A 16,810-nucleotide genomic window follows, 5' to 3' on the forward strand; every position below is an offset into this window, starting at 1 on the left:
TTGCCCCGTGCCGTTCACCAGGCGCAGGGCGCGTAGTCCTTCAGGAAGCAGCCGTACAGTTCCTCGCCCCGCTCGCCACGCACGATCGGGTCGTACACCCGGGCGGCCCCGTCGACCAGGTCCAGCGGAGCGTGGAACCCCTCGTCGGCCAGGCGCATCTTCGTCGGGTGCGGGCGCTCGTCGGTGATCCACCCGGTGTCGACGCTGGTCATCAGGATGCCGTCGGCGCGCATGTCCTCGGCGCTGGTGCGGGTGAGCATGTTCAGCGCCGCCTTCGCCATGTTGGTGTGCGGATGCCCCGCCCCCTTGTAACCCCGGGCGAACTGCCCCTCCATCGCCGACACGTTCACCACGTACGCCCGCCCGGTCGGCGCGGCGGCCAACGCCGGCCGGAGCCGACTGACCAGCACGAACGGGGCGGTCACGTTGCACAGCTGCACCTCGAGCAGCTCGACCGGGTCGACCTCGTGCACCCGCTGCACCCAACTGTTGGTGTCCCCCAGGTCGGGGGCGAGCCCACCGGCGTCCACGGCGGTGGCGGCGGCGATCCGCTCCGGCGTGGCGGACCGGCCGGTCAACGCCAGCGCGGTGAGCGCGTGCGGGGCGATGGTGGGTGTCGGCAGGGTGCCCTCGGGCAGCGCCAGGGTGACGCCCCGGCCACCGGTGAAGGTGAGCAGCTCCGGCAGCGGTCCCTCGGGCAGTGCCGCCGCCTCGGCGGCGACCAGGTGGGCGTACGCGCCGGGGGTGCGGCGTACGGTCTGCGCGGCGTTGTTGATCAGGATGTCCAGCGGGCCCTGCGCGGCGACCGAGTCGGCAAGCGCCACCACCTGGGCGGGATCGCGCAGGTCGATGCCGACCACGCGCAGCCGGTGCAGCCAGTCGGCGCTGTCGGGCATGGCGGTGAACCGGCGGACCGCGTCGTGCGGGAACCGGGTGGTGATCGTGGTGTGCGCGCCGTCGCGCAGCAGGCGCAGCGCGATGTACATGCCGATCTTGGCGCGCCCCCCGGTGAGCAGGGCCCGCCGCCCGGTCAGGTCGCACCGTGCGTCGCGGCGTTCCCGGTTGAGCGCGGCGCAGTCGGGGCAGAGCTGGTGGTAGAACGCGTCCACCTGGCGGTACCGGGTCTTGCAGATGTAGCAGCCGCGCGGGTTGATCAGGGTTCCGGCGGTGTCCCCGGCGGTGGGTGAGGCCAGCGGGATGCCCTTGGTCTCGTCGTCGATCCGCCCCGGGGCGCCGGTGGCGGTGGCGGCCGTCACGGCCCGGTCGTGCGCCAGGACGGCGTCCCGCCGCTCCTCGCGTCGCCGCTGCTTCACCATCTTGAACAGCCGGGCGGTGGCGCGCTGCACCCGTACCACGTCCGGGTGGTCGCTGGGCAGCGACTCCAGCGCCGCGAAGACCCGCAGCGCGACCGCCAGCTCGTCCTGGTCGACGCCGGGGGTGCCGGCGTCGGGGACCGGTTGTCCGACGTTGTCCACCGTCATGTCCGCTATCGTCCCGCCCTCGCGTCCGGGGCCGACCGCCGGCCCGACCCGGGAACTCTACGCACCCGGGCCGGGCCGACGCGACGCGCGGGGCTCGGCGTCGGCGGTGAGCCGGGCCACGGCCCCCGTCCGGAGCCGCAGCCCGAGCCCGCCCGTCAGGGCAGCCTGATGCTCTTGGTGTTCGGGAAGCTGTACGGGCAGGACGCCGACGAGCCGGTGCCGACCACGACATAACCGGCGGGGATCGGCGAGGCCGAGCAGATGACGGTGATGCCCGTGGTGGACGGGGTGGTGATGGTCCAGGTGTTGGGGAAGCTGTAGGGACAGGACGCCGACGAGCCCTGCGCGACGATCACGAAACCGGACGGCAGGGTGGACGCCTTGCACATCACGCTCGCCGAGCCGGTCGGCGGGATCTTGATGGTCCACGTGTTCGGGAAGCTGTACGGGCAGGACGCCGACGACCCCTCCGCCAGGATCACGTAGCCGGGCGGGATGGTGGAGACCTTGCACACGACGGTGGTCGAGGTGGTCGACGGCGTGGTGATGGTCCACGTGTTCGGGAAGCTGTACGGGCAGGATGCGGACGACCCCTCCGCCACGATCACGTAGCCGGCGGGGATCGGGGAACTCTTGCAGATCGTCGTGGTCGCGGCGCTGGCCGGCGTGGCGACGGTGAACGTGGCGGCCACCCCCGCGACAAGCACGGCGAGGGCGGCCAGGACGGCACGCAGGGGGGTGGTCGTTCCCGGGCCCCGCCGCCGCAGCGGCAGGCCCGTCCGGGCGATCCAGTTCACGCGGGATTCCCTTCACTCACAGGGTGCGCGACTACCGAGGGCATCGTTGCCAATACGCGCTGTGAGCATAATGGACGCTCGGGGGCCGCCCGGCAACCCCCGGCCCTGATCGGAGCAATCAGGGGCGGACAGCGGCACCGCCGGCCGCCAGGCTCCCACCGACGGGACACTGCCGCGCGTAACCGGTTGATACCGTGTCGGTGACGTCGGGTCGGTCGACCACGGCGGGCCGACGCCACCGGGCGAGGTGGCGTCGGGGCCACTGTCCCCTGGGGAGGGTCGGATGTGGGCGGACGAGTCGGCACTGGACGCCGCCGCACGCCGGCTCGACGAGTGGGAGTCCTCGCTCGTCGGGCAGGCCGAGCGGGCACGGGCCCTGTCGGCCAGCGCACAGGCGTTGACCGGCACCGCCCGCAGCTCCGACCGCACCATCGAGGTCACCGTCGACTCCACCGGCCTGCTGGTCGACCTGCGGCTCGACGAGCAGACCCGGCAGCACTCCGCCGCCCACACCGCACGGCAGATCATGGCCACCACCCGGGCCGCCCGCACCGACCTGCTGCGGCAGCTCACCGAGGCCACCACCCGGGCCCTCGGCGCCGATGACCCGGCCACCCGGGCGATCATCGAGTCCCACCGGCGGCGACTCGACGCCGGGCCGGGCACGCCGGATGCCCACCGGTGACGGCATCCGGGTCGACCCGGACGACCTGAACCGGCACGCCGCCCACCTCGACCGCTGCGCCGACAGCCTCGACACCGCCGGCAGGGCCGGCCGACACGTCCAACTCGACGCCGACGCGTACGGGCAACTCTGCGCGATCATGCCGACGCTGCTCGACGGCCTCCAGCAGACCCTGGTTGACGGCGTCGGCACCGCCGCCGGATCGGTCCGGGACACCGCCGCGAAGCTGCGGTCCAGCGCCGCGGGCTACCGGGCCACGGACAGCCGCGCCGCCCGGCACCTCGACCGGATACGGGACGGCCGGTGACCGGCAACCCACTGGTCGCCACGGCGTCGGACGCCGGCCCCAGCGCGTGGGCGGGGATCTGGATCTGCGAGGACATCGAACTCATCGCCCAGGGCGTCCGCACCGGCAGTTGGATCGACGGCAGCCTCGGCGTGGTCAGCGCCGGCCTGGACGCCCTCGCCCTCGTCTCCGACCCGGTCGGCGCGCTGCTCCAGTACGGCATCGCCTGGCTCATCGAACACGTCAGGCCGCTCAGCGAAGCCCTCGACTGGCTCGCCGGCGACCCCGCACAGATCACCGCCCACGCCCAGACCTGGCGCAACGTCGCCGCCGCCCTCCGGCAGGACGCCGCCGAACTGACCCAGGCGGTGCGCACCGAGGTCACCGGTTGGGGCGGCAGCGCCGGCAGCGCCTACCGGGCCTGGGCCACCGAGCAGCACCGGGCGATCACCGGTCTCGCCGAGGGCGCCGACACCCTCGCCACCGCCACCGAGGCCGCCGCCGGCCTCGTCGCCGCCGTCCGGCTCCTCGTCCGCGACGCCATCGCCGCCTGCGTCTCCCGCCTCATCGTGTACGCGGGCGAACTGCTCGCCACCGGAGGGCTCGCCACGCCGTGGGTGGTGGAGCAGGTGACCACGCTGGTGGGCTCGTGGGCGGCGCGCATCGCCCGGCTGCTGCGCGGGCTGCTGGCCAGCCTGCGGCGGCTACTGCCGGAACTACGCCGCCTCGGCGACCTCATCGAAAAGCTCAAGCAGGCCCTCAACCGGCTCCGGCATGCCGACCCCGCCGCTGATGACCTCAATCGAGTACGAGGCAGAGGCCACGGACCCCGGATGCCGATGAGTCTGGACTCGGTACAGGAGATCGCCACCAAATACGGCATCGACGTATCCGGCATTCGATTCAGCATCAACAACCGGATCTCAGGCGTATGTGGGGTGACCAGACCCGATCAGTCGGTCATGCTCTGCCGCGAGGCGTTCCGCAGCGAGGAGGATCTTGCCCGGACCCTTGAGCACGAGAAGTTCCACGTGTCGGAGCTCCGTGACGGCCGCCCCTACCCCACCACCCGTGACGAGGCCGACGCCTTCGAGGACCGGGCCTATGCCCATGAGGAACGATGGTGGAACAGCCACCCGGTCAGGCCAGAGAGAGAGCGTTGATGGCAAGCTTCGACGATTGGCTGGACGCGTACGACGTCGTGTACCGCGCCCTACCGGCCTCCTCCGATCTTCCGTGCCCGAACTGCGGTCATGAGACGCTACGTTTGGCCTTCACCGCTCCCCCGGGGGCGCGACACGGCTACGCCTCGTTCTGGTGCGACACCTGCCTGGAGGGAATCCACCTCTCCAGGGCACCCATTCCTGACGGGGTCAGGGCACTCTCCCTTGACCTGCCCGCCGAGGAACGTAACCGGGGCATCCCCAACTACCGCCTCATCACGTAGCACCGGCCGGACGGCGGGCCGCTCACCATTCCACCCGCCCCATGAACAGTGAAATCGTCAGGCACTGTCCCGCTTCGTGTCAGGTGTGCTGGTGAAGCGGCTGGTCACGTCGATTCCGTCGCGCAGGTAGTCGGCGAGGCTGATCCGTACGCCGTTCCGGACCACTTCGGTGCCCGCTCCGAACGACTCCGGCATCCGCCGGATACGCCACCAGCGCAACGGCTCCCCCGCCGCCCGCTTCTGCCGCTTGAGAACCGCTTCCGCCTCGATGACGTCCGCGTGCCGACCCTCGACGACCTCCACCAGTTGGGCACCCGCCCGCAGGTGCTGCCGTACCCGGCTCGCCCCGCCGACGCCGAACTTGAGCAGTCCGCGGTGTCGCACCAGATACAGCAGGTACGGCGTGTCGCGGAGCGCGGCGAAGGTGCGGTCCTCGGGCTCGGGTGGGCACTGGGCGCAGGTGCGGTCGCGCAGCCGTTGCCACGAGCCGCAGCGCAGGTGCAGGCCCCAGGTGCCGTGGGAAAAGGGTGCCTGCCGTGCGCCGTACCACGGTAGGCCGTGGACGTCACCGGCCAGGTCGGTCCAGCCGTCGCGGCGGTGCCTGTCGAGTTCCTCGCCGAGGGCGATCGCCGCCTGGAACTCGGCGGCGGCCCGGATGGAGACAGGCTCGGGGCCGGCGAAGCGGCGAACCCGGTCGGCGAGCGCGGGTTCGTCCGGCAACCGGGTCAGCAGGCGTGCCCCGGCGGTGAGGCTCGGGCCGGCGGACCGCTCGTCCAGACAGAGGTGACACCGGGTCCGCCAGCCGGTACGACAGACCCGGAGGCTGCCGCAGGTTTGGCACCGGTAGAGGTCGACGCTGCGGTCGGGTAGCAGGCCGAGCGGTTGCATCTGGTCGGCGACCAGGTTCGCGCAGGGTCGGCAGTGGACGTACCAGGCGATGTCGGGCCCACGCCGGCGGGTGTTCGCCCGGCCGTGGACGGTGTCGCCGCAGTTGACGCAGATGCACTGCGTCGGACGAACGCGCGACCTCGGTGCTGTCATCGACCGGTGTCGGTGGAGCGCCGCTTGCCCGCCGCCTTCGCCTGCGGCGTCCCGCCCCGGCTGCCCGCTGTCCAGGACACCTGGCTGTACGAGTCCCACTGGGCGTCGAGTACAGCCGCATCCCCGTGCTCGTCCGGCGTGACGGTGAAGTCGCAATCGATCGCCCGTAGCTGCATCCACACCGCGTTGACGATGTCGGCGTACTTCTTCGGCTCCACGCCCCTGATGCGTACCGTGAAATGCCGTTCGTCCTGGCTCACGGCAGACGGATTCCGACGCAGTGGTCGCCACTGTGCACCGGGCGGTGCCGCATCCAGAACACCACGTCGAGGACGCGGAGCAGGCTCACCGCCTCGGGCAGGCCCGCCTCCTTGTGCAGTGCGTGCAGCCGCTGCGTAAGCACGCCCTCATCCTCGCGGAGCCTGCCGTGCAACCACTCCCAGAAGCCGGTACCGGTGCGGTAGGCGCAGGACACCACCGTGTCGTATACCGGCACCAGCTTCGGACGCTTGCGGGCGAGCAACTTGCCGGCGACGACCCATCCGATGCCCCTGACGTCGCGCAGCGCCCGCCAGGCGGTGTCGGCGGGACCACCCGCCACCACCAGGGGGTACGCCTCGTCTGCGCCCAGCGCCACGTCGACCGGGATCCTCCCCAACTCGGCGGCGACCCGCTCGCCGAGGGGCCCCTGCAACAGGTCGAGCGCCTGCTGCGGTGGCACCCGCACCCGCAGCAGTTCCACGGCGACAAGGTCCTCGGCGGTGATGGCGCCGGCCGTCTCGGGACGGCTGCCGCCACCACCGAGTTGGTCGAACTGTCCACCGGTGAACGTCTCGTCGCCGGTGCCGAGGTAGTAGGTGTGCAGGTCGGAAACCGACCGGGGATCATCGAGGACGGCCAGCATCTCGGTGAGCGTCAGGGGTTGCGGCACGCTTCTCCTTCGAGGGCTCCGTGGTCCCGGCAGCGAACTACAGGTCGGCTAGACAACCAGATCGGTGACCGGCGGGGCAACACCACTTCGCGGCTCAGCCGTCACTCGTGTGTGGCCGGGCAGAACGCCACCGCAGCCGTCGCCGACCTGCGCTTTCACCCGGTCGGTGATGCCGGGGAGCGGGCGCACATCATCGTCTGCATCGATGGCGACCGCAGTCGCGTCGTGAACCTGACAGCCAGCGACGCGGGATCACCCGCTCAGCCGAGCCCTCCGGCGAACGGCGTCGACCGCCACTGGTCGAGCATGCCGCCGAGGGCGTCCGCCAGCATCGGCAGCTGGGGGGCCAGGGCGAGACAGGCGACGCCTCGCAGCATCCCCACCGCCGTCACGAAGCGCAGCACCCCCTCGTCGAGGTCCCGCAGGTTCCGGCGCTGCGCCGCACTCCGGTAGGCGGCCTCACCGTCCGGACCGACTCCGACGACGTCCCACTCGACGGGCCCTAGCGTCACCATCTCGAAGTCGGCGTAGCGGTGCCCGTCCACCCCGGCGACCATGTTCACGACCGGGGAGTCGCCGTGGACGGGTTGCAGGTCGACCCCGGGGAACGTCTTCTCGAGCAGTTCGCGGGAGCGTACGAGTGGTGCCAGCACCTGCCATTCCCGGCGGGCGCGGTCCAGGTCGGCCGGGTCGATGAGTTCGGGCTGACCGTCGAGCGCGACGAGGCCGTCCTCGACGAACTGCGGTTCGGCTGCGGACAGGAACGACAACTCACCCGGGTAGTCGCGCAGCGCGGCGTGCAGTTCGGGTACGAGGGCACAGTTCGCCACGTAGTCGGGTTCCCCGGCTGGGGCCAGCTCGATCAGCTGCCAGAACGTCATCGAGAACCCGTCGTGCCGGACGGGTTCGCGGGGCACGAGGGGGCTGGGCGGGATGACCGGGACGCCCCGCTCGGTGAGCCATGCCGTCACGTCCAGTTCCGCCCGCTGCCGACCGGCCACACTGTCGAGGTCCGCATAGGCGGGCAGGACGGTGGGCACCCGGGCCACGACCGGCGACGGCGCGAGGTGCACGACCACGGAGAAGGCTTCGTAGAGCACGCGGGCGTCGGTCACGTCGAGCCCCCGTGCGCGTCCGGCGTGGACGGCCGCGTCGACCGCACGCCGGGTGCGGTGGGCGATCTGCTCCGGGGTCAGGAAGCTCTGCATACCCCCATCCTTCCGCACGCACCCGACGGGTCGGGGTCTCCGTCGGCACCGGGCCGACGAGACGAATGCCGGCGTCCCTCACCGGCATGGTCCTCGTCACGGCTCCACGGTCATCGGGGCCGGTCATCCGGGGTGCAGTTCCTCGCCGATCGTGAGGATCAGCCGGCGTGACTCCTCCTCGTCCAGGGCCGCCCCGTCCAGGCCTGCCCAGACCTGCTCGTAGGCGGCCCACTCCGCCGGCCGGTCGAGGTAGAGCGCCCCGGTCAACGACTCCTGGTAGACCACCGGCGGGTCGGGGTCGGCGCGCAGGCCGAGCGGGAATTCCAGCAGCACGAACGAGCCGGTGAGCGCCGCGTCGTGCGCTCCGGCGGCCAGCGGCAGCACCCGGATCGACACCTGCGGCAGCCGGCTCGCCTCCGCCAGGTGCCGGAGCTGTCCGGCCGTCACCGCCGCGCCGCCCACCTCCCGCAGCAGCACCGCCTCGGCGAGCAGCACCTCGTAGCGCGGAGGTCGGGGCAGTCGCCGCCGGAGCAGGTCCTGCCGCCGCAGCCGCGCCTCGACCGGCTGTTCCCGCTCCTCGCCGGTCGCGCCGGGCCAGTGCGGGCAGGTCGCGGCGGCGTACGCCGGGGTCTGGAGCAGGGCGGGGACGAGCGCCCCGGCGTGCTCGCGGAGCCGGCACGCGGCGGACTCCAGGCCGCCGTAGAGGTCGAACCATTCGGGTACGGGGTCCCCGTACGCGTGCCACCAGCCCCTCCCCCGCGTCTCGCCGGCCAGCGCGACCAGCGCGGCGGTCAGCGCACGCCGCGCCGCGTACAGCTCGCACATGGCCCGTACGTCGACCGCGCGCACCATGCCGAGGCCGCTCTCGATGCGCCACATCTTGTGCCGGCTGCACTCCAGCGCCTCGGCCGCAGCGTCCAGCGTCATGCACGCCGCGATGCGCAACTCCCGCAGCACCCGCCCGAGGTGCCGACGCGGCACGGACGAGCCGGTGGCCTCAACCATCGGAACCCGCCCGCCGTTGGCGGGGCACCCGCACCCGGTAGCGGTCCGCGCGCTGGTTAGGCGTCTCCCCCGCCCGCCGCGCGTGGCCGAGCGCGCCGTCGCACCGCGACGTCACCACCCCATCGGGTACGACACCCTCGACCGTCCTGCGCCGCCAGCGCCCCGGGCCGTTCCCGTCGGGCACCACCTGCCCGGTCAGATCCACCGCGACCGTCCCCGACCGCAGGAACCACTTCCACCGCCTACCCATGCCGCCTCCCCTTCCTAGCTCGCGCCAGTTTACAACCAAACAAGCTATTCAAGCTATAGACTTTAAACAAGGCATAGGTTGCACCGCGCCAAGGCGGCCGTGATGGAGTCGGCGCATGGTGCCATACGTGCCGCTGTGGCGAAGGATCCGGCAGGACATCCTGGACCGGATCAGCGCCGGGATCCTGAAGCCCGGCGACAAGCTGCCGACGACCAAGGAGCTTGCCGAGCAGTACGACACCTCGGGCGTGACCGTCCGCAAGGCCATCGACATCCTGATCGAGTCGGGCGTATTGGAAGGCAGGCAGGGCATCGGTGTCTTCGTCGCTGGCCCGCCGCAGCAGACCTCGTAGCCCACTGCTCGACGAACCCGCAGGTCAGGGGTTCGTGCTGCCGTCTCCGAGGCGGTTGAGGTTGACCAAGAGCGCTTCGATCTCGGCAGAGGCGGGACCGCCGCCTGCCTGGCCGGCGCGCTCAACCGTCAGTACCCGATGGACAGCGGCTTCCCGGTCAACACCCCGCAAGGGCGACCCCGGCCACAGCAGCGGGGGCGGGCTGCTTGCGCCGGGCGGTGGTCCTCAACTGCCGGCTGAACGGCGGGTGCCGGTGACCACCGTGCGGGGCAGTCGCCCCGCGCGGGAATGACCGGCCAGGGTGTCGCCCTCCACGACCACGTCGAAGTCGAGGTGCAGGCGCATCGGCCGGGTCACCGACTGTCGCCAGGTCACGCGGGTGTCGGCGCAGGTCACCGCCGTCAGCGCCACGGTTTCCGCCGCCGTCGACGCGGTGCCGGCGGGCACCCCGCCGGTGTCGTGGAAGACGTAGGTGGCGCGGAGCGTGCCGATGGGGGTCTTCAGGCTGACGTCCCAGGTGCCGATGACGGGGTGTACCACCGGTTCTCCTCAGACCAGGACGGGAAGGTGGCCGGCGGCACGCCACACGGTGCCGCGTCGCTCGTAGGCGAAGAGGGTTTCCACGGCGTGCGCGACCCGGGGACCGAACTCCCGTTCCAGGATGTGCAGCCCGAGGTCCAGGCCGGAGGTGACGCCGCCCGCGGTGACGAGGTCACCGTCGTCGACGACCCGCGCCGGCACCGCGTGTACGCCGGTGGCGTCGAGCACGTCCATGCCGAGGTGGTGGGTCACCGCGTGGCGGCCCTCGATCAGGCCGGCCATGGCCAGGGCGAGCGACCCGCCGCAGACGGTCGCCACGGTCACGTCGGGGTTGTCGAGGGCGGCGCGCAGCAGCGGTACGGCCGCCGAGTCGGCGAACCGGGCCAGCAGCACGGGGATGGTCACCACGCCCTCGTCGGGGTCGCCGGTGCTCGGACCGCTGGCACCGGGCACCACGACGTAGCCCGACCGGGTCGGGTCCAGCGTCCCGGTCGCCCGCAGCGTCAGACCCCGGGTGCCGCTGACCACCTCCCTCGGACCCTGCGCCGAGACGAGTTCCACCGTCAGTGCGCCCTCGACGGTGTCGCCGCCGGCGGCGAGGACCTCGAAGGGCGCGATGACGTCGAGCGGGTCGAACCCGTCGAACAACACGATCTGTACCAACATGCCACCGATCCTCGACTTCGCCGCCTGACCCGACCAGTGGCAGGATTGCCATCGTCCGACTGTTTCTTGCCACGTGTCGTCGATTCCGGGGAGGTGCCGCCGTGCACACCGTGGTGGTTCTGGCGCTGCCGGGCACGATCGCGTTCGACCTGGCCACCCCGATCGAGGTGCTGGGTCGGGTGCGGTTGCCGGGCGGCCGGGCCGGCTACCGGGTGTTGGTCTGCGGCAGCGGGCCGGTCGTCGACGCCGGCCCGCTGCGGCTGGCCGTCGACCACGGCCTCGACGCGCTCGCCGCCGCCGACACCGTCATCGTGCCCGGCCGGTACGACCCGACCGCGCCGGTGCCCGGCGCGGTGCTGGACGCGTTGCGGGCGGCTGCCGCCGCCGGCGTCCGGATCGCCTCGATCTGCGTGGGCGCGTTCACCCTGGCCGCCGCCGGGTTGCTCGACGGCGGGCGGGCCACCACGCACTGGGCCGCCGCCGAGCTGTTCCAGGCGACGTACCCGGCCGTCCGGGTGGAGCCGGAGGTGCTGTACGTCGACACCGGCCAGTTCGTCACCTCCGCCGGGGCGACCGCGGGCGTGGACATGTGCCTGCACCTAGTCCGCCGCGACCACGGTGCCGCGGTCGCCGCCGACGCGTCCCGGCAGGCCGTGGCCCCGCTGCACCGCGACGGGGGGCAGGCGCAGTTCATCGTGCGCCCTGGCGTGGACCCCGCCGGGGTGGGTCTCGGCCCGGTCCTGGAGTGGTGGGAGTCGCACGCGGACGAGCGGCTGACCCTGGCCTACGTGGCCGCCCGGGCCGGGCTCAGCGTGCGTACGCTCAACCGCCGTTTCCACGAGGAGACCGGTCGTACCCCGATGCAGTGGGTCGCCGCCGTGCGGGTCCGCCGGGCGCAGGAGCTGCTGGAACGCAGCGACCATGGCGTCGACCGGATCGCCCACCTCGTCGGTTTCGCCTCACCGGCGCAGTTCCGGGTCCAGTTCAAGCGGCTCAGTGGAGTGTCGCCGCAGGTGTACCGCAGGACGTTCGTCGCCGGGCGGGTGCCCGGCTGAGCGGAGTCCCGGCTGGTTCCGCCCAGCTCACCGTCAGCGCAGTGCGGTGCGGGCGGCGGCCCGGACCGCCGCCGTCAGCGCCGCCAGCGCCGTCGACTCCAGTCGCCAGTACTGCCAGTACAGCGGCACGTCGAGGTGCCGGCCGGGGGCCGGCTCGACGAGGCGACCGGCGGCGAGGTCGGGGCGGGCGACGGTTTCGGGGAGCAGGCCCCAGCCGAGGCCGAGCCGGACCGCCTCGGTGAAGGCGGCCGTCCCCGGCACGAAGTGCGTCGGCGGGTCGACGTCGCGGCGGGTGAGCGTACGGGCGAAGCGGTGTTGCAGGGTGTCCTTGCGGTCGAAGCGGATCATCGTCGCGGTCGGGAACACGGTGGCGGGGTCGCGGTCGGCGAAGCATGCGGCGTGCAGGGCGGGTGCGGCGACGGCGAGGTAGCGCATCGCGCCGAGGCGCAGGACCCGGCAGCCCTGCACGGCGACGCGTTCGGTGGTGACCGCCGCCATCACGGTGCCGTCGCGCAGCAGCCGCGCGGTGTGCCCCTCGTCGTCGGTGTGCAGGTCGACCAGCATGTCGGGGACGGCGGTCAGGGCGGGCAGGAACCAGCCGGCGAGGGAGTCGGCGTTGACCACGACGGCTACCCGGGTGCGGGTGGGGTCGCCCAGCGTGCCGCGCGCCGCGTCGAGGGCCTCCTGTTCCAGCAGCGCCACCTGCCCGCCGAGGCGGACCAGCGGGGCACCGGCGGCGGTCGGCACGCAGGGCCGGGTACGGCGGACGAGCACCTGCCCGACGGCCTGTTCGAGGGCCTTGATGCGCTGGCTGACCGCCGACGGGGTGACGTTCATCGCCCGCGCGGCGGCGTCGAAGCTGCCGTGGGTGACGACGGCCTGGAACGTCGCGAGCTGGACCGGGTCGAGCGGCATAAGCGATTCTAACGGTGATGCAGATTCTTTAGCTGGAGTGCAGGAGGCCGCCGTCCTAGCGTGGCCGTCATGGGTTCCGTGCTCGCCGGTTTCGGCTTCTCCCTCGCGCTGATCGTCGCCATCGGGGCGCAGAACGCCTTCGTGCTGCGCCAGGGGCTGCGCCGGGAGCACGTGCTGCCGGTGGTGGCGATCTGCGTGGCCGCCGACGCCACCCTGATGACCGCCGGCATCGCCGGTCTGGGGGCGGCGCTGACCGCGACGCCGGCCGTCCTGGTCGCCGTCCGCTGGGGCGGCGTCGCGTTCCTGCTCGGGTACGCGCTGCTGGCCGCCCGCCGCGCCCTGCGCCCCGCCGCCCTCAGCCCGTTGGACCGCCCTGCGGCCACGTTGCGGGCTACGCTGCTGGCCTGTCTGGCGTTCACGTTCCTCAACCCGCACGTCTATCTCGACACGGTGGTGCTGCTCGGCACGGTCGCCCACCAGGACCCGAACCGGTGGGCGTTCGGTGCCGGCGCGGTGGCGGCGAGCCTGGCCTGGTTCACCGGGTTGGGCCTCGGTGCCCGCCGGCTGGGGCCGCTGCTCGCCCGTCCGGCGGCGTGGCGGGCCGTCGACGGGACGATCGCCGTGATCATGATGGCCGTCGCCGTCTCGGTCGCCACCGGCTGAACGGCGGCCGGCAGGGGCACCCCTCTGCTGATCCGCCACCGGCGCGGGCCCTCCGGGCGGACCTCGGGACCGTAGGATCGACATCCTTCAACCAGTGATCCACTTTGGAGGGAACCGCGCATGACGGGTCCACTCGCCCGGCTCCGCACCGCCGCCCGACTGACGCTCGCGACCGCCGGCGTCGCGGTGCTCGCGCTCGCGGGCGCTGCCGCCGTCGTGACCACCCCGGCCCAGGCCGCCGGCCCCCGGCCGAACTTCCAGATGCCGGTGCCCTGCGGCGAGACGTGGCGGATGGCCACCTACTACGGTCACGACGACTACGACATCGACCTGACCTTCACCGGCGGGGCCAGCAACGGCCGGCCGATCCTCGCCTCCGCCAGCGGCACCGTCTCCTTCGCCGGCTGGGGCAGCGGCGGCGGCTGGCACGTGATCATCGAACACGGCGGCGGGTGGCGGACGCTCTACCTGCACATGATTGAGACGCCGATGGTCGCCGCCGGCCAGGGGGTGTCGACCGGCCAGCAGCTCGGCCGGGTCGGCAGCACCGGCAACTCCACCGGCCCGCACCTGCACTACGAGCAGGTACGCGACGGCGTCAAGACCGAGTCGTACTTCAACGGGGTGCCCTCCGGCATCACCTCCGACGGCAGCCCGTCCACCGGCCCGCTCTACATCTCCGGCCCCACCTCGCCGGCCCGGAACATGACCAGCCAGAACTGCAGCCAGGCCGCCAACCGCCAGGTGTACGAGTCGGGCAGCCACAGCGGCTGGCAGATGCTGCCGGTCAACAGCATCACCGGCTCGGCCACCGCGGCCATGGTCATGGGCACCAACAAGCTGCTCTACACGGTCAACAACGGCCTGGTGTACGAGGCGTCCAGCGACACCGGCTGGCGCAACCTGTGGACCGGCATCTCCGGGGTCAGCAACAACGCCCTCGCCGTGATCAACGTGGGCGGCGTGAAGTACATCTACACCGTGGTCGGCGGCTGGGTGCACGAGGCGTCCAGCGCCAACGGCTGGAAGAACCTGAACACCGGCATCTCCGGGGTCAGCCCCGACGCCCTGGCCGCCATCAACCACAACGGCGTGAAGATCATCTACACCGTGGTCGGCGGTCTGGTGCACGAGGCGGCCAGCAACAACGGCTGGCGCAACCTGTGGACCGGCATCTCCGGCGTGAGCAACAACGCCCTCGCCGTGATCAGCATGGACGGCGTCAAGTACATCTACACGGTCGTCGGCGGCTGGGTGCACGAGGCGAACAGCATCAACGGCTGGCGCAACCTCAACTCCGGCATCTCCGGGGTCAGCCCCGACGCCCTCGCCGCGATCAGCTTCAACGGCGTGAAGATCATCTACACCGTGGTCGGCGGAATGGTGCACGAGGCGGCCAGCAACAACGGCTGGCGCAACCTCAACTCCAACGTCCGGGGCACCGCCGTCTCGGCGACCACCGTCACCGGCGTGAAGGTCCTCTACACCGTCTGACGGTCACCTGCATCCGCCCGCCCCGGCTGATCACCCCGCTCGCACGGGTGGCCGGTGGCTGCCGCCCGCCGGACGGGGCGAGCCACCCGGCGGCGTAGCCACCGGCCCACCCCGCCGGACACCTCGACCGTACGCCCATTCAGGCCCCGGGCTGCCGCCGGAGGTCCCCGGCGGCAGCCCGGCCCCGTCGCCGTACCCGACAGCACGGACGCGACCGCACCACGGTATGTGGCGGGCACGCGCAGCCGACCCGACGGCGGCACGGAAGCTCTGAATGGTGAGCAGATTATTCATTCGAGACGCCTATTTTCTGATCATTCGGCAGCGGTATATATTTCCGCTGAACCCGCCCGGAAATCTACGGACGACAAGGTGAACGGCGATCACGTTCCCGCACCCCACCGACGCTTTCCCGGAGGGTCCTTCAGTTCCCGGAAACGGCGAATCCCCGCCCCCACCTGACGGCCCATCCTGATCAGGTCGGCGCACAGCCCATGCCGCCCTCGGAGGGAGAGAAGAATGAGCAGCCGGCCATCCGAAAGGTCGTCACACCCCACCGCAGCCGTGACGACGCTCCACTGCCGACGATCGGCCCTCGCCGCTGGGGTGGCGGTACTCGCGATGGTGGCGGCGATCGGCGACGCGTCCGCCGGACACGCCGACGGCGTACCCGGCGGACGTGCCGTCACCGCCACGGTGCCGGCCCACGACGCAACGGGGCGGGCGACGGCGAAACTGGGCGCCGTGACCGCCGTCGGCGCGGGTGAGAGCCACAGCCTCGCGCTGCGCTCGGACGGCACCGTCGTCGCCTGGGGCGGGAACCAATCCGGGCAGTTGGGCGACGGCACCACCGTCGACCGCACCACCCCGGTGCGGGTGTGCGCGGTGGGACAGGACGCACCCTGCACCCGGTTCCTCACCGGCGTGATCGCCATCGCCGCCGGCCGCAATCACAACCTCGCCCTGCTCAGGGACCGCACCGTCGTCGCCTGGGGCGAAAACTGGGGGGATCTTGGTAACGGCACCCATAACAACCGCCCCACTCCGGTACGGGTGTGCGCGGTGGGGCAGGTCCCACCCTGCACCAAGTTCCTGACCGGGGTCAGGTCCATCGCCGCCGGCGCGTTCCACAGCCTGGCGGTGCTGAACGACACCTCTGCCATCGCCTGGGGCTACAACTCCTTCGGCGAGCTCGGCGACGGCACCATCTACACCCGCCTCACTCCCGTACGGGTCTGCGCGGTGGGGCAGGTCGCACCGTGCACGAAGTTCCTCAGCGGAGTCAGGTCCATCGCCGGCGGCTGGGTCCACACCGTGGCGGTGGCCGACAACGCGCTGGCCCTGGCCTGGGGCTGGAACCAGGTCGGGCAGTTGGGCGACGGCACCACCGTCGGCCGCGCCACCCCGGTGCGGGTGTGCGCGGTGGGACAGGTCGCCCCCTGCACCCGCTTCCTGTACGCGGCGGGATCCGTGGCTGCCAACGCCGGCGACAGCATGGCGCTGTTGGGTGACGGGGGCCCCGTCACCTGGGGCGACAACTTCACAGGCGTGCTCGGCGACGGAACGTTCACCGGCCGGACAACCCCGGTGCGGGTGTGCGCCGTGGGGCAGACGGCGCCCTGCGAGCGGTTCCTGTACGGAATCCGCCGCGTCGCCGCCGGCCCGGTCCACACCATGGCGCAACTGAGTAGCGGCGGCGTCCTGACCTGGGGCGACAACTTCACAGGTGAGCTCGGCGACGGAACGTTCACCGGCCGGACGGTCCCGGGGCGGGTGTGTGCGGTGGGACAGACCGCCCCCTGCGAGCGGTTCCTGTACGGGATCCGGGACATCGCCGCCGGCGCCTACCACAGCCTGGCGCTCCAGCCGGACTACACGGTGGTCGCCTGGGGTGCCAACGGCCAGGGCCAACTCGGGGACGGCAGTAACGAGCCTCGGCCCACCCCGGTCCAGGTTCTCGCACCCCAGAGTTAGCGGGAGGCGGGGTCCGGGCG

At 72.2% G+C, this 16,810-nt stretch carries 19 protein-coding genes; 8 read left to right on the forward strand and 11 right to left on the reverse strand.

Annotation, left to right across the window (positions count from 1 at the left end):
- Positions 1–14: 14 nt before the first annotated feature.
- A complete protein-coding gene (locus tag JQX11_RS30510) occupies positions 15–1,481 on the reverse strand; it encodes an SDR family NAD(P)-dependent oxidoreductase (protein WP_204928379.1) in 1,467 nt (488 codons plus the stop codon).
- Positions 1,482–1,636: 155 nt separating this feature from the next.
- Positions 1,637–2,278 (reverse strand): hypothetical protein, encoded by a 642-nt coding sequence (locus JQX11_RS30515; protein ID WP_204928380.1) that lies wholly within the window; start codon positions 2,276–2,278, stop codon positions 1,637–1,639.
- Positions 2,279–2,561: 283 nt separating this feature from the next.
- On the opposite strand from JQX11_RS30515, the gene JQX11_RS30520 reads away from it, so the two are divergent.
- Genes JQX11_RS30520 through JQX11_RS30530 form a run of 3 tightly spaced genes read left to right on the forward strand, consistent with a single transcriptional unit; the run spans position 2,562 to position 4,412 of the window.
- Positions 2,562–2,963 carry a YbaB/EbfC family DNA-binding protein gene (locus JQX11_RS30520; protein ID WP_204928381.1) on the forward strand — a complete coding sequence of 134 codons (402 nt, stop codon included), beginning with the start codon at positions 2,562–2,564 and terminating at the stop codon, positions 2,961–2,963.
- The gene (locus JQX11_RS30525; RefSeq protein WP_204928382.1) at positions 2,950–3,270 is read left to right on the forward strand and encodes a type VII secretion target; all 321 of its coding nucleotides are present in this window, start codon (positions 2,950–2,952) and stop codon (positions 3,268–3,270) included. The genes JQX11_RS30520 and JQX11_RS30525 overlap by 14 nt, the downstream gene beginning before the upstream one ends.
- Positions 3,267–4,412: a WXG100 family type VII secretion target gene (locus JQX11_RS30530; RefSeq protein ID WP_232378898.1), complete on the forward strand. Its 1,146-nt coding sequence runs from the start codon at positions 3,267–3,269 to the stop codon at positions 4,410–4,412. Before JQX11_RS30525 ends, JQX11_RS30530 begins: the two co-directional genes overlap by 4 nt.
- Positions 4,413–4,753: 341 nt before the next feature.
- Here the strand turns inward: JQX11_RS30530 and JQX11_RS30535 are convergent, their stop codons facing one another.
- The 6 genes from JQX11_RS30535 to JQX11_RS30560 all read right to left on the reverse strand — a co-directional run bounded on the left by JQX11_RS30535 (position 4,754) and on the right by JQX11_RS30560 (position 9,131).
- Complete coding sequence (locus tag JQX11_RS30535; RefSeq protein ID WP_204928383.1) at positions 4,754–5,737, reverse strand: hypothetical protein; 984 nt, start codon at positions 5,735–5,737, stop codon at positions 4,754–4,756.
- Entirely contained in the window at positions 5,734–5,955 is a 222-nt protein-coding gene (locus tag JQX11_RS30540) for a hypothetical protein (RefSeq protein ID WP_204928384.1), read from the reverse strand. The genes JQX11_RS30535 and JQX11_RS30540 overlap by 4 nt, the downstream gene beginning before the upstream one ends.
- A gap of 38 nt (positions 5,956–5,993) precedes the next feature.
- The gene (locus JQX11_RS30545) at positions 5,994–6,668 is read right to left on the reverse strand and encodes a DUF6308 family protein (RefSeq protein ID WP_204928385.1); all 675 of its coding nucleotides are present in this window, start codon (positions 6,666–6,668) and stop codon (positions 5,994–5,996) included.
- 260 nt (positions 6,669–6,928) lie between these two features.
- Positions 6,929–7,876: a phosphotransferase gene (locus tag JQX11_RS30550; protein ID WP_204928386.1), complete on the reverse strand. Its 948-nt coding sequence runs from the start codon at positions 7,874–7,876 to the stop codon at positions 6,929–6,931.
- A 123-nt stretch (positions 7,877–7,999) separates the two neighbouring features.
- A complete protein-coding gene (locus tag JQX11_RS30555) occupies positions 8,000–8,881 on the reverse strand; it encodes a helix-turn-helix domain-containing protein (protein ID WP_204928387.1) in 882 nt (293 codons plus the stop codon).
- Positions 8,874–9,131 (reverse strand): hypothetical protein, encoded by a 258-nt coding sequence (locus JQX11_RS30560; protein WP_204928388.1) that lies wholly within the window; start codon positions 9,129–9,131, stop codon positions 8,874–8,876. The genes JQX11_RS30555 and JQX11_RS30560 overlap by 8 nt, the downstream gene beginning before the upstream one ends.
- A 115-nt stretch (positions 9,132–9,246) precedes the next feature.
- Here JQX11_RS30560 and JQX11_RS30565 point away from each other — a divergent pair, with 115 nt between their 5' ends.
- A complete protein-coding gene (locus JQX11_RS30565; protein WP_204928389.1) occupies positions 9,247–9,483 on the forward strand; it encodes a GntR family transcriptional regulator in 237 nt (78 codons plus the stop codon).
- A 225-nt stretch (positions 9,484–9,708) separates the two neighbouring features.
- Here JQX11_RS30565 and JQX11_RS30570 read toward each other — a convergent pair whose 3' ends face one another.
- Together JQX11_RS30570 and JQX11_RS30575 are read right to left on the reverse strand one after the other, a co-directional pair.
- Positions 9,709–10,023 carry a hypothetical protein gene (locus JQX11_RS30570; RefSeq protein ID WP_204928390.1) on the reverse strand — a complete coding sequence of 105 codons (315 nt, stop codon included), beginning with the start codon at positions 10,021–10,023 and terminating at the stop codon, positions 9,709–9,711.
- Between the two features lie 9 nt (positions 10,024–10,032).
- On the reverse strand, positions 10,033–10,689 hold the full coding sequence (locus JQX11_RS30575; protein WP_204928391.1) for a DJ-1/PfpI family protein: 657 nt from the start codon (positions 10,687–10,689) through the stop codon (positions 10,033–10,035).
- A 101-nt stretch (positions 10,690–10,790) separates the two neighbouring features.
- On the opposite strand from JQX11_RS30575, the gene JQX11_RS30580 reads away from it, so the two are divergent.
- Positions 10,791–11,744 (forward strand): GlxA family transcriptional regulator, encoded by a 954-nt coding sequence (locus JQX11_RS30580; RefSeq protein ID WP_204928392.1) that lies wholly within the window; start codon positions 10,791–10,793, stop codon positions 11,742–11,744.
- 33 nt (positions 11,745–11,777) lie between these two features.
- Here the strand turns inward: JQX11_RS30580 and JQX11_RS30585 are convergent, their stop codons facing one another.
- Positions 11,778–12,659: a LysR family transcriptional regulator ArgP gene (locus JQX11_RS30585; protein ID WP_204928393.1), complete on the reverse strand. Its 882-nt coding sequence runs from the start codon at positions 12,657–12,659 to the stop codon at positions 11,778–11,780.
- Between the two features lie 69 nt (positions 12,660–12,728).
- Here JQX11_RS30585 and JQX11_RS30590 point away from each other — a divergent pair, with 69 nt between their 5' ends.
- From JQX11_RS30590 to JQX11_RS30600, 3 genes are all read left to right on the forward strand, one after another.
- Positions 12,729–13,322 (forward strand): LysE/ArgO family amino acid transporter, encoded by a 594-nt coding sequence (locus JQX11_RS30590; RefSeq protein WP_204928394.1) that lies wholly within the window; start codon positions 12,729–12,731, stop codon positions 13,320–13,322.
- Between the two features lie 120 nt (positions 13,323–13,442).
- Complete coding sequence (locus JQX11_RS30595) at positions 13,443–14,816, forward strand: M23 family metallopeptidase (RefSeq protein WP_204928395.1); 1,374 nt, start codon at positions 13,443–13,445, stop codon at positions 14,814–14,816.
- A 621-nt stretch (positions 14,817–15,437) separates the two neighbouring features.
- Entirely contained in the window at positions 15,438–16,790 is a 1,353-nt protein-coding gene (locus JQX11_RS30600; RefSeq protein ID WP_204928396.1) for an RCC1 domain-containing protein, read from the forward strand.
- Positions 16,791–16,810: the final 20 nt, after the last annotated feature.

The sequence above is a fragment of the Micromonospora humida genome (assembly GCF_016901255.1).
GTDB lineage: Bacteria > Actinomycetota > Actinomycetes > Mycobacteriales > Micromonosporaceae > Micromonospora > Micromonospora wenchangensis.

Excerpts from the sequence above, each read along its gene's own strand:
- JQX11_RS30520 (WP_204928381.1), top strand. The coding sequence starts at position 2,562 with ATGTGGGCGGACGAGTCGGCACTGGACGCCGCCGCACGCCGGCTCGAC.
- JQX11_RS30595 (WP_204928395.1), top strand. The coding sequence starts at position 13,443 with ATGACGGGTCCACTCGCCCGGCTCCGCACCGCCGCCCGACTGACGCTC.
- JQX11_RS30585 (WP_204928393.1), bottom strand. The coding sequence starts at position 12,659 with ATGCCGCTCGACCCGGTCCAGCTCGCGACGTTCCAGGCCGTCGTCACC.
- JQX11_RS30525 (WP_204928382.1), top strand. The coding sequence starts at position 2,950 with ATGCCCACCGGTGACGGCATCCGGGTCGACCCGGACGACCTGAACCGG.
- JQX11_RS30565 (WP_204928389.1), top strand. The coding sequence starts at position 9,247 with ATGGTGCCATACGTGCCGCTGTGGCGAAGGATCCGGCAGGACATCCTG.
- JQX11_RS30600 (WP_204928396.1), top strand. The coding sequence starts at position 15,438 with ATGGTGGCGGCGATCGGCGACGCGTCCGCCGGACACGCCGACGGCGTA.
- JQX11_RS30575 (WP_204928391.1), bottom strand. The coding sequence starts at position 10,689 with ATGTTGGTACAGATCGTGTTGTTCGACGGGTTCGACCCGCTCGACGTC.
- JQX11_RS30555 (WP_204928387.1), bottom strand. The coding sequence starts at position 8,881 with ATGGTTGAGGCCACCGGCTCGTCCGTGCCGCGTCGGCACCTCGGGCGG.
- JQX11_RS30510 (WP_204928379.1), bottom strand. The coding sequence starts at position 1,481 with ATGACGGTGGACAACGTCGGACAACCGGTCCCCGACGCCGGCACCCCC.
- JQX11_RS30590 (WP_204928394.1), top strand. The coding sequence starts at position 12,729 with ATGGGTTCCGTGCTCGCCGGTTTCGGCTTCTCCCTCGCGCTGATCGTC.
- JQX11_RS30535 (WP_204928383.1), bottom strand. The coding sequence starts at position 5,737 with ATGACAGCACCGAGGTCGCGCGTTCGTCCGACGCAGTGCATCTGCGTC.
- JQX11_RS30550 (WP_204928386.1), bottom strand. The coding sequence starts at position 7,876 with ATGCAGAGCTTCCTGACCCCGGAGCAGATCGCCCACCGCACCCGGCGT.
- JQX11_RS30560 (WP_204928388.1), bottom strand. The coding sequence starts at position 9,131 with ATGGGTAGGCGGTGGAAGTGGTTCCTGCGGTCGGGGACGGTCGCGGTG.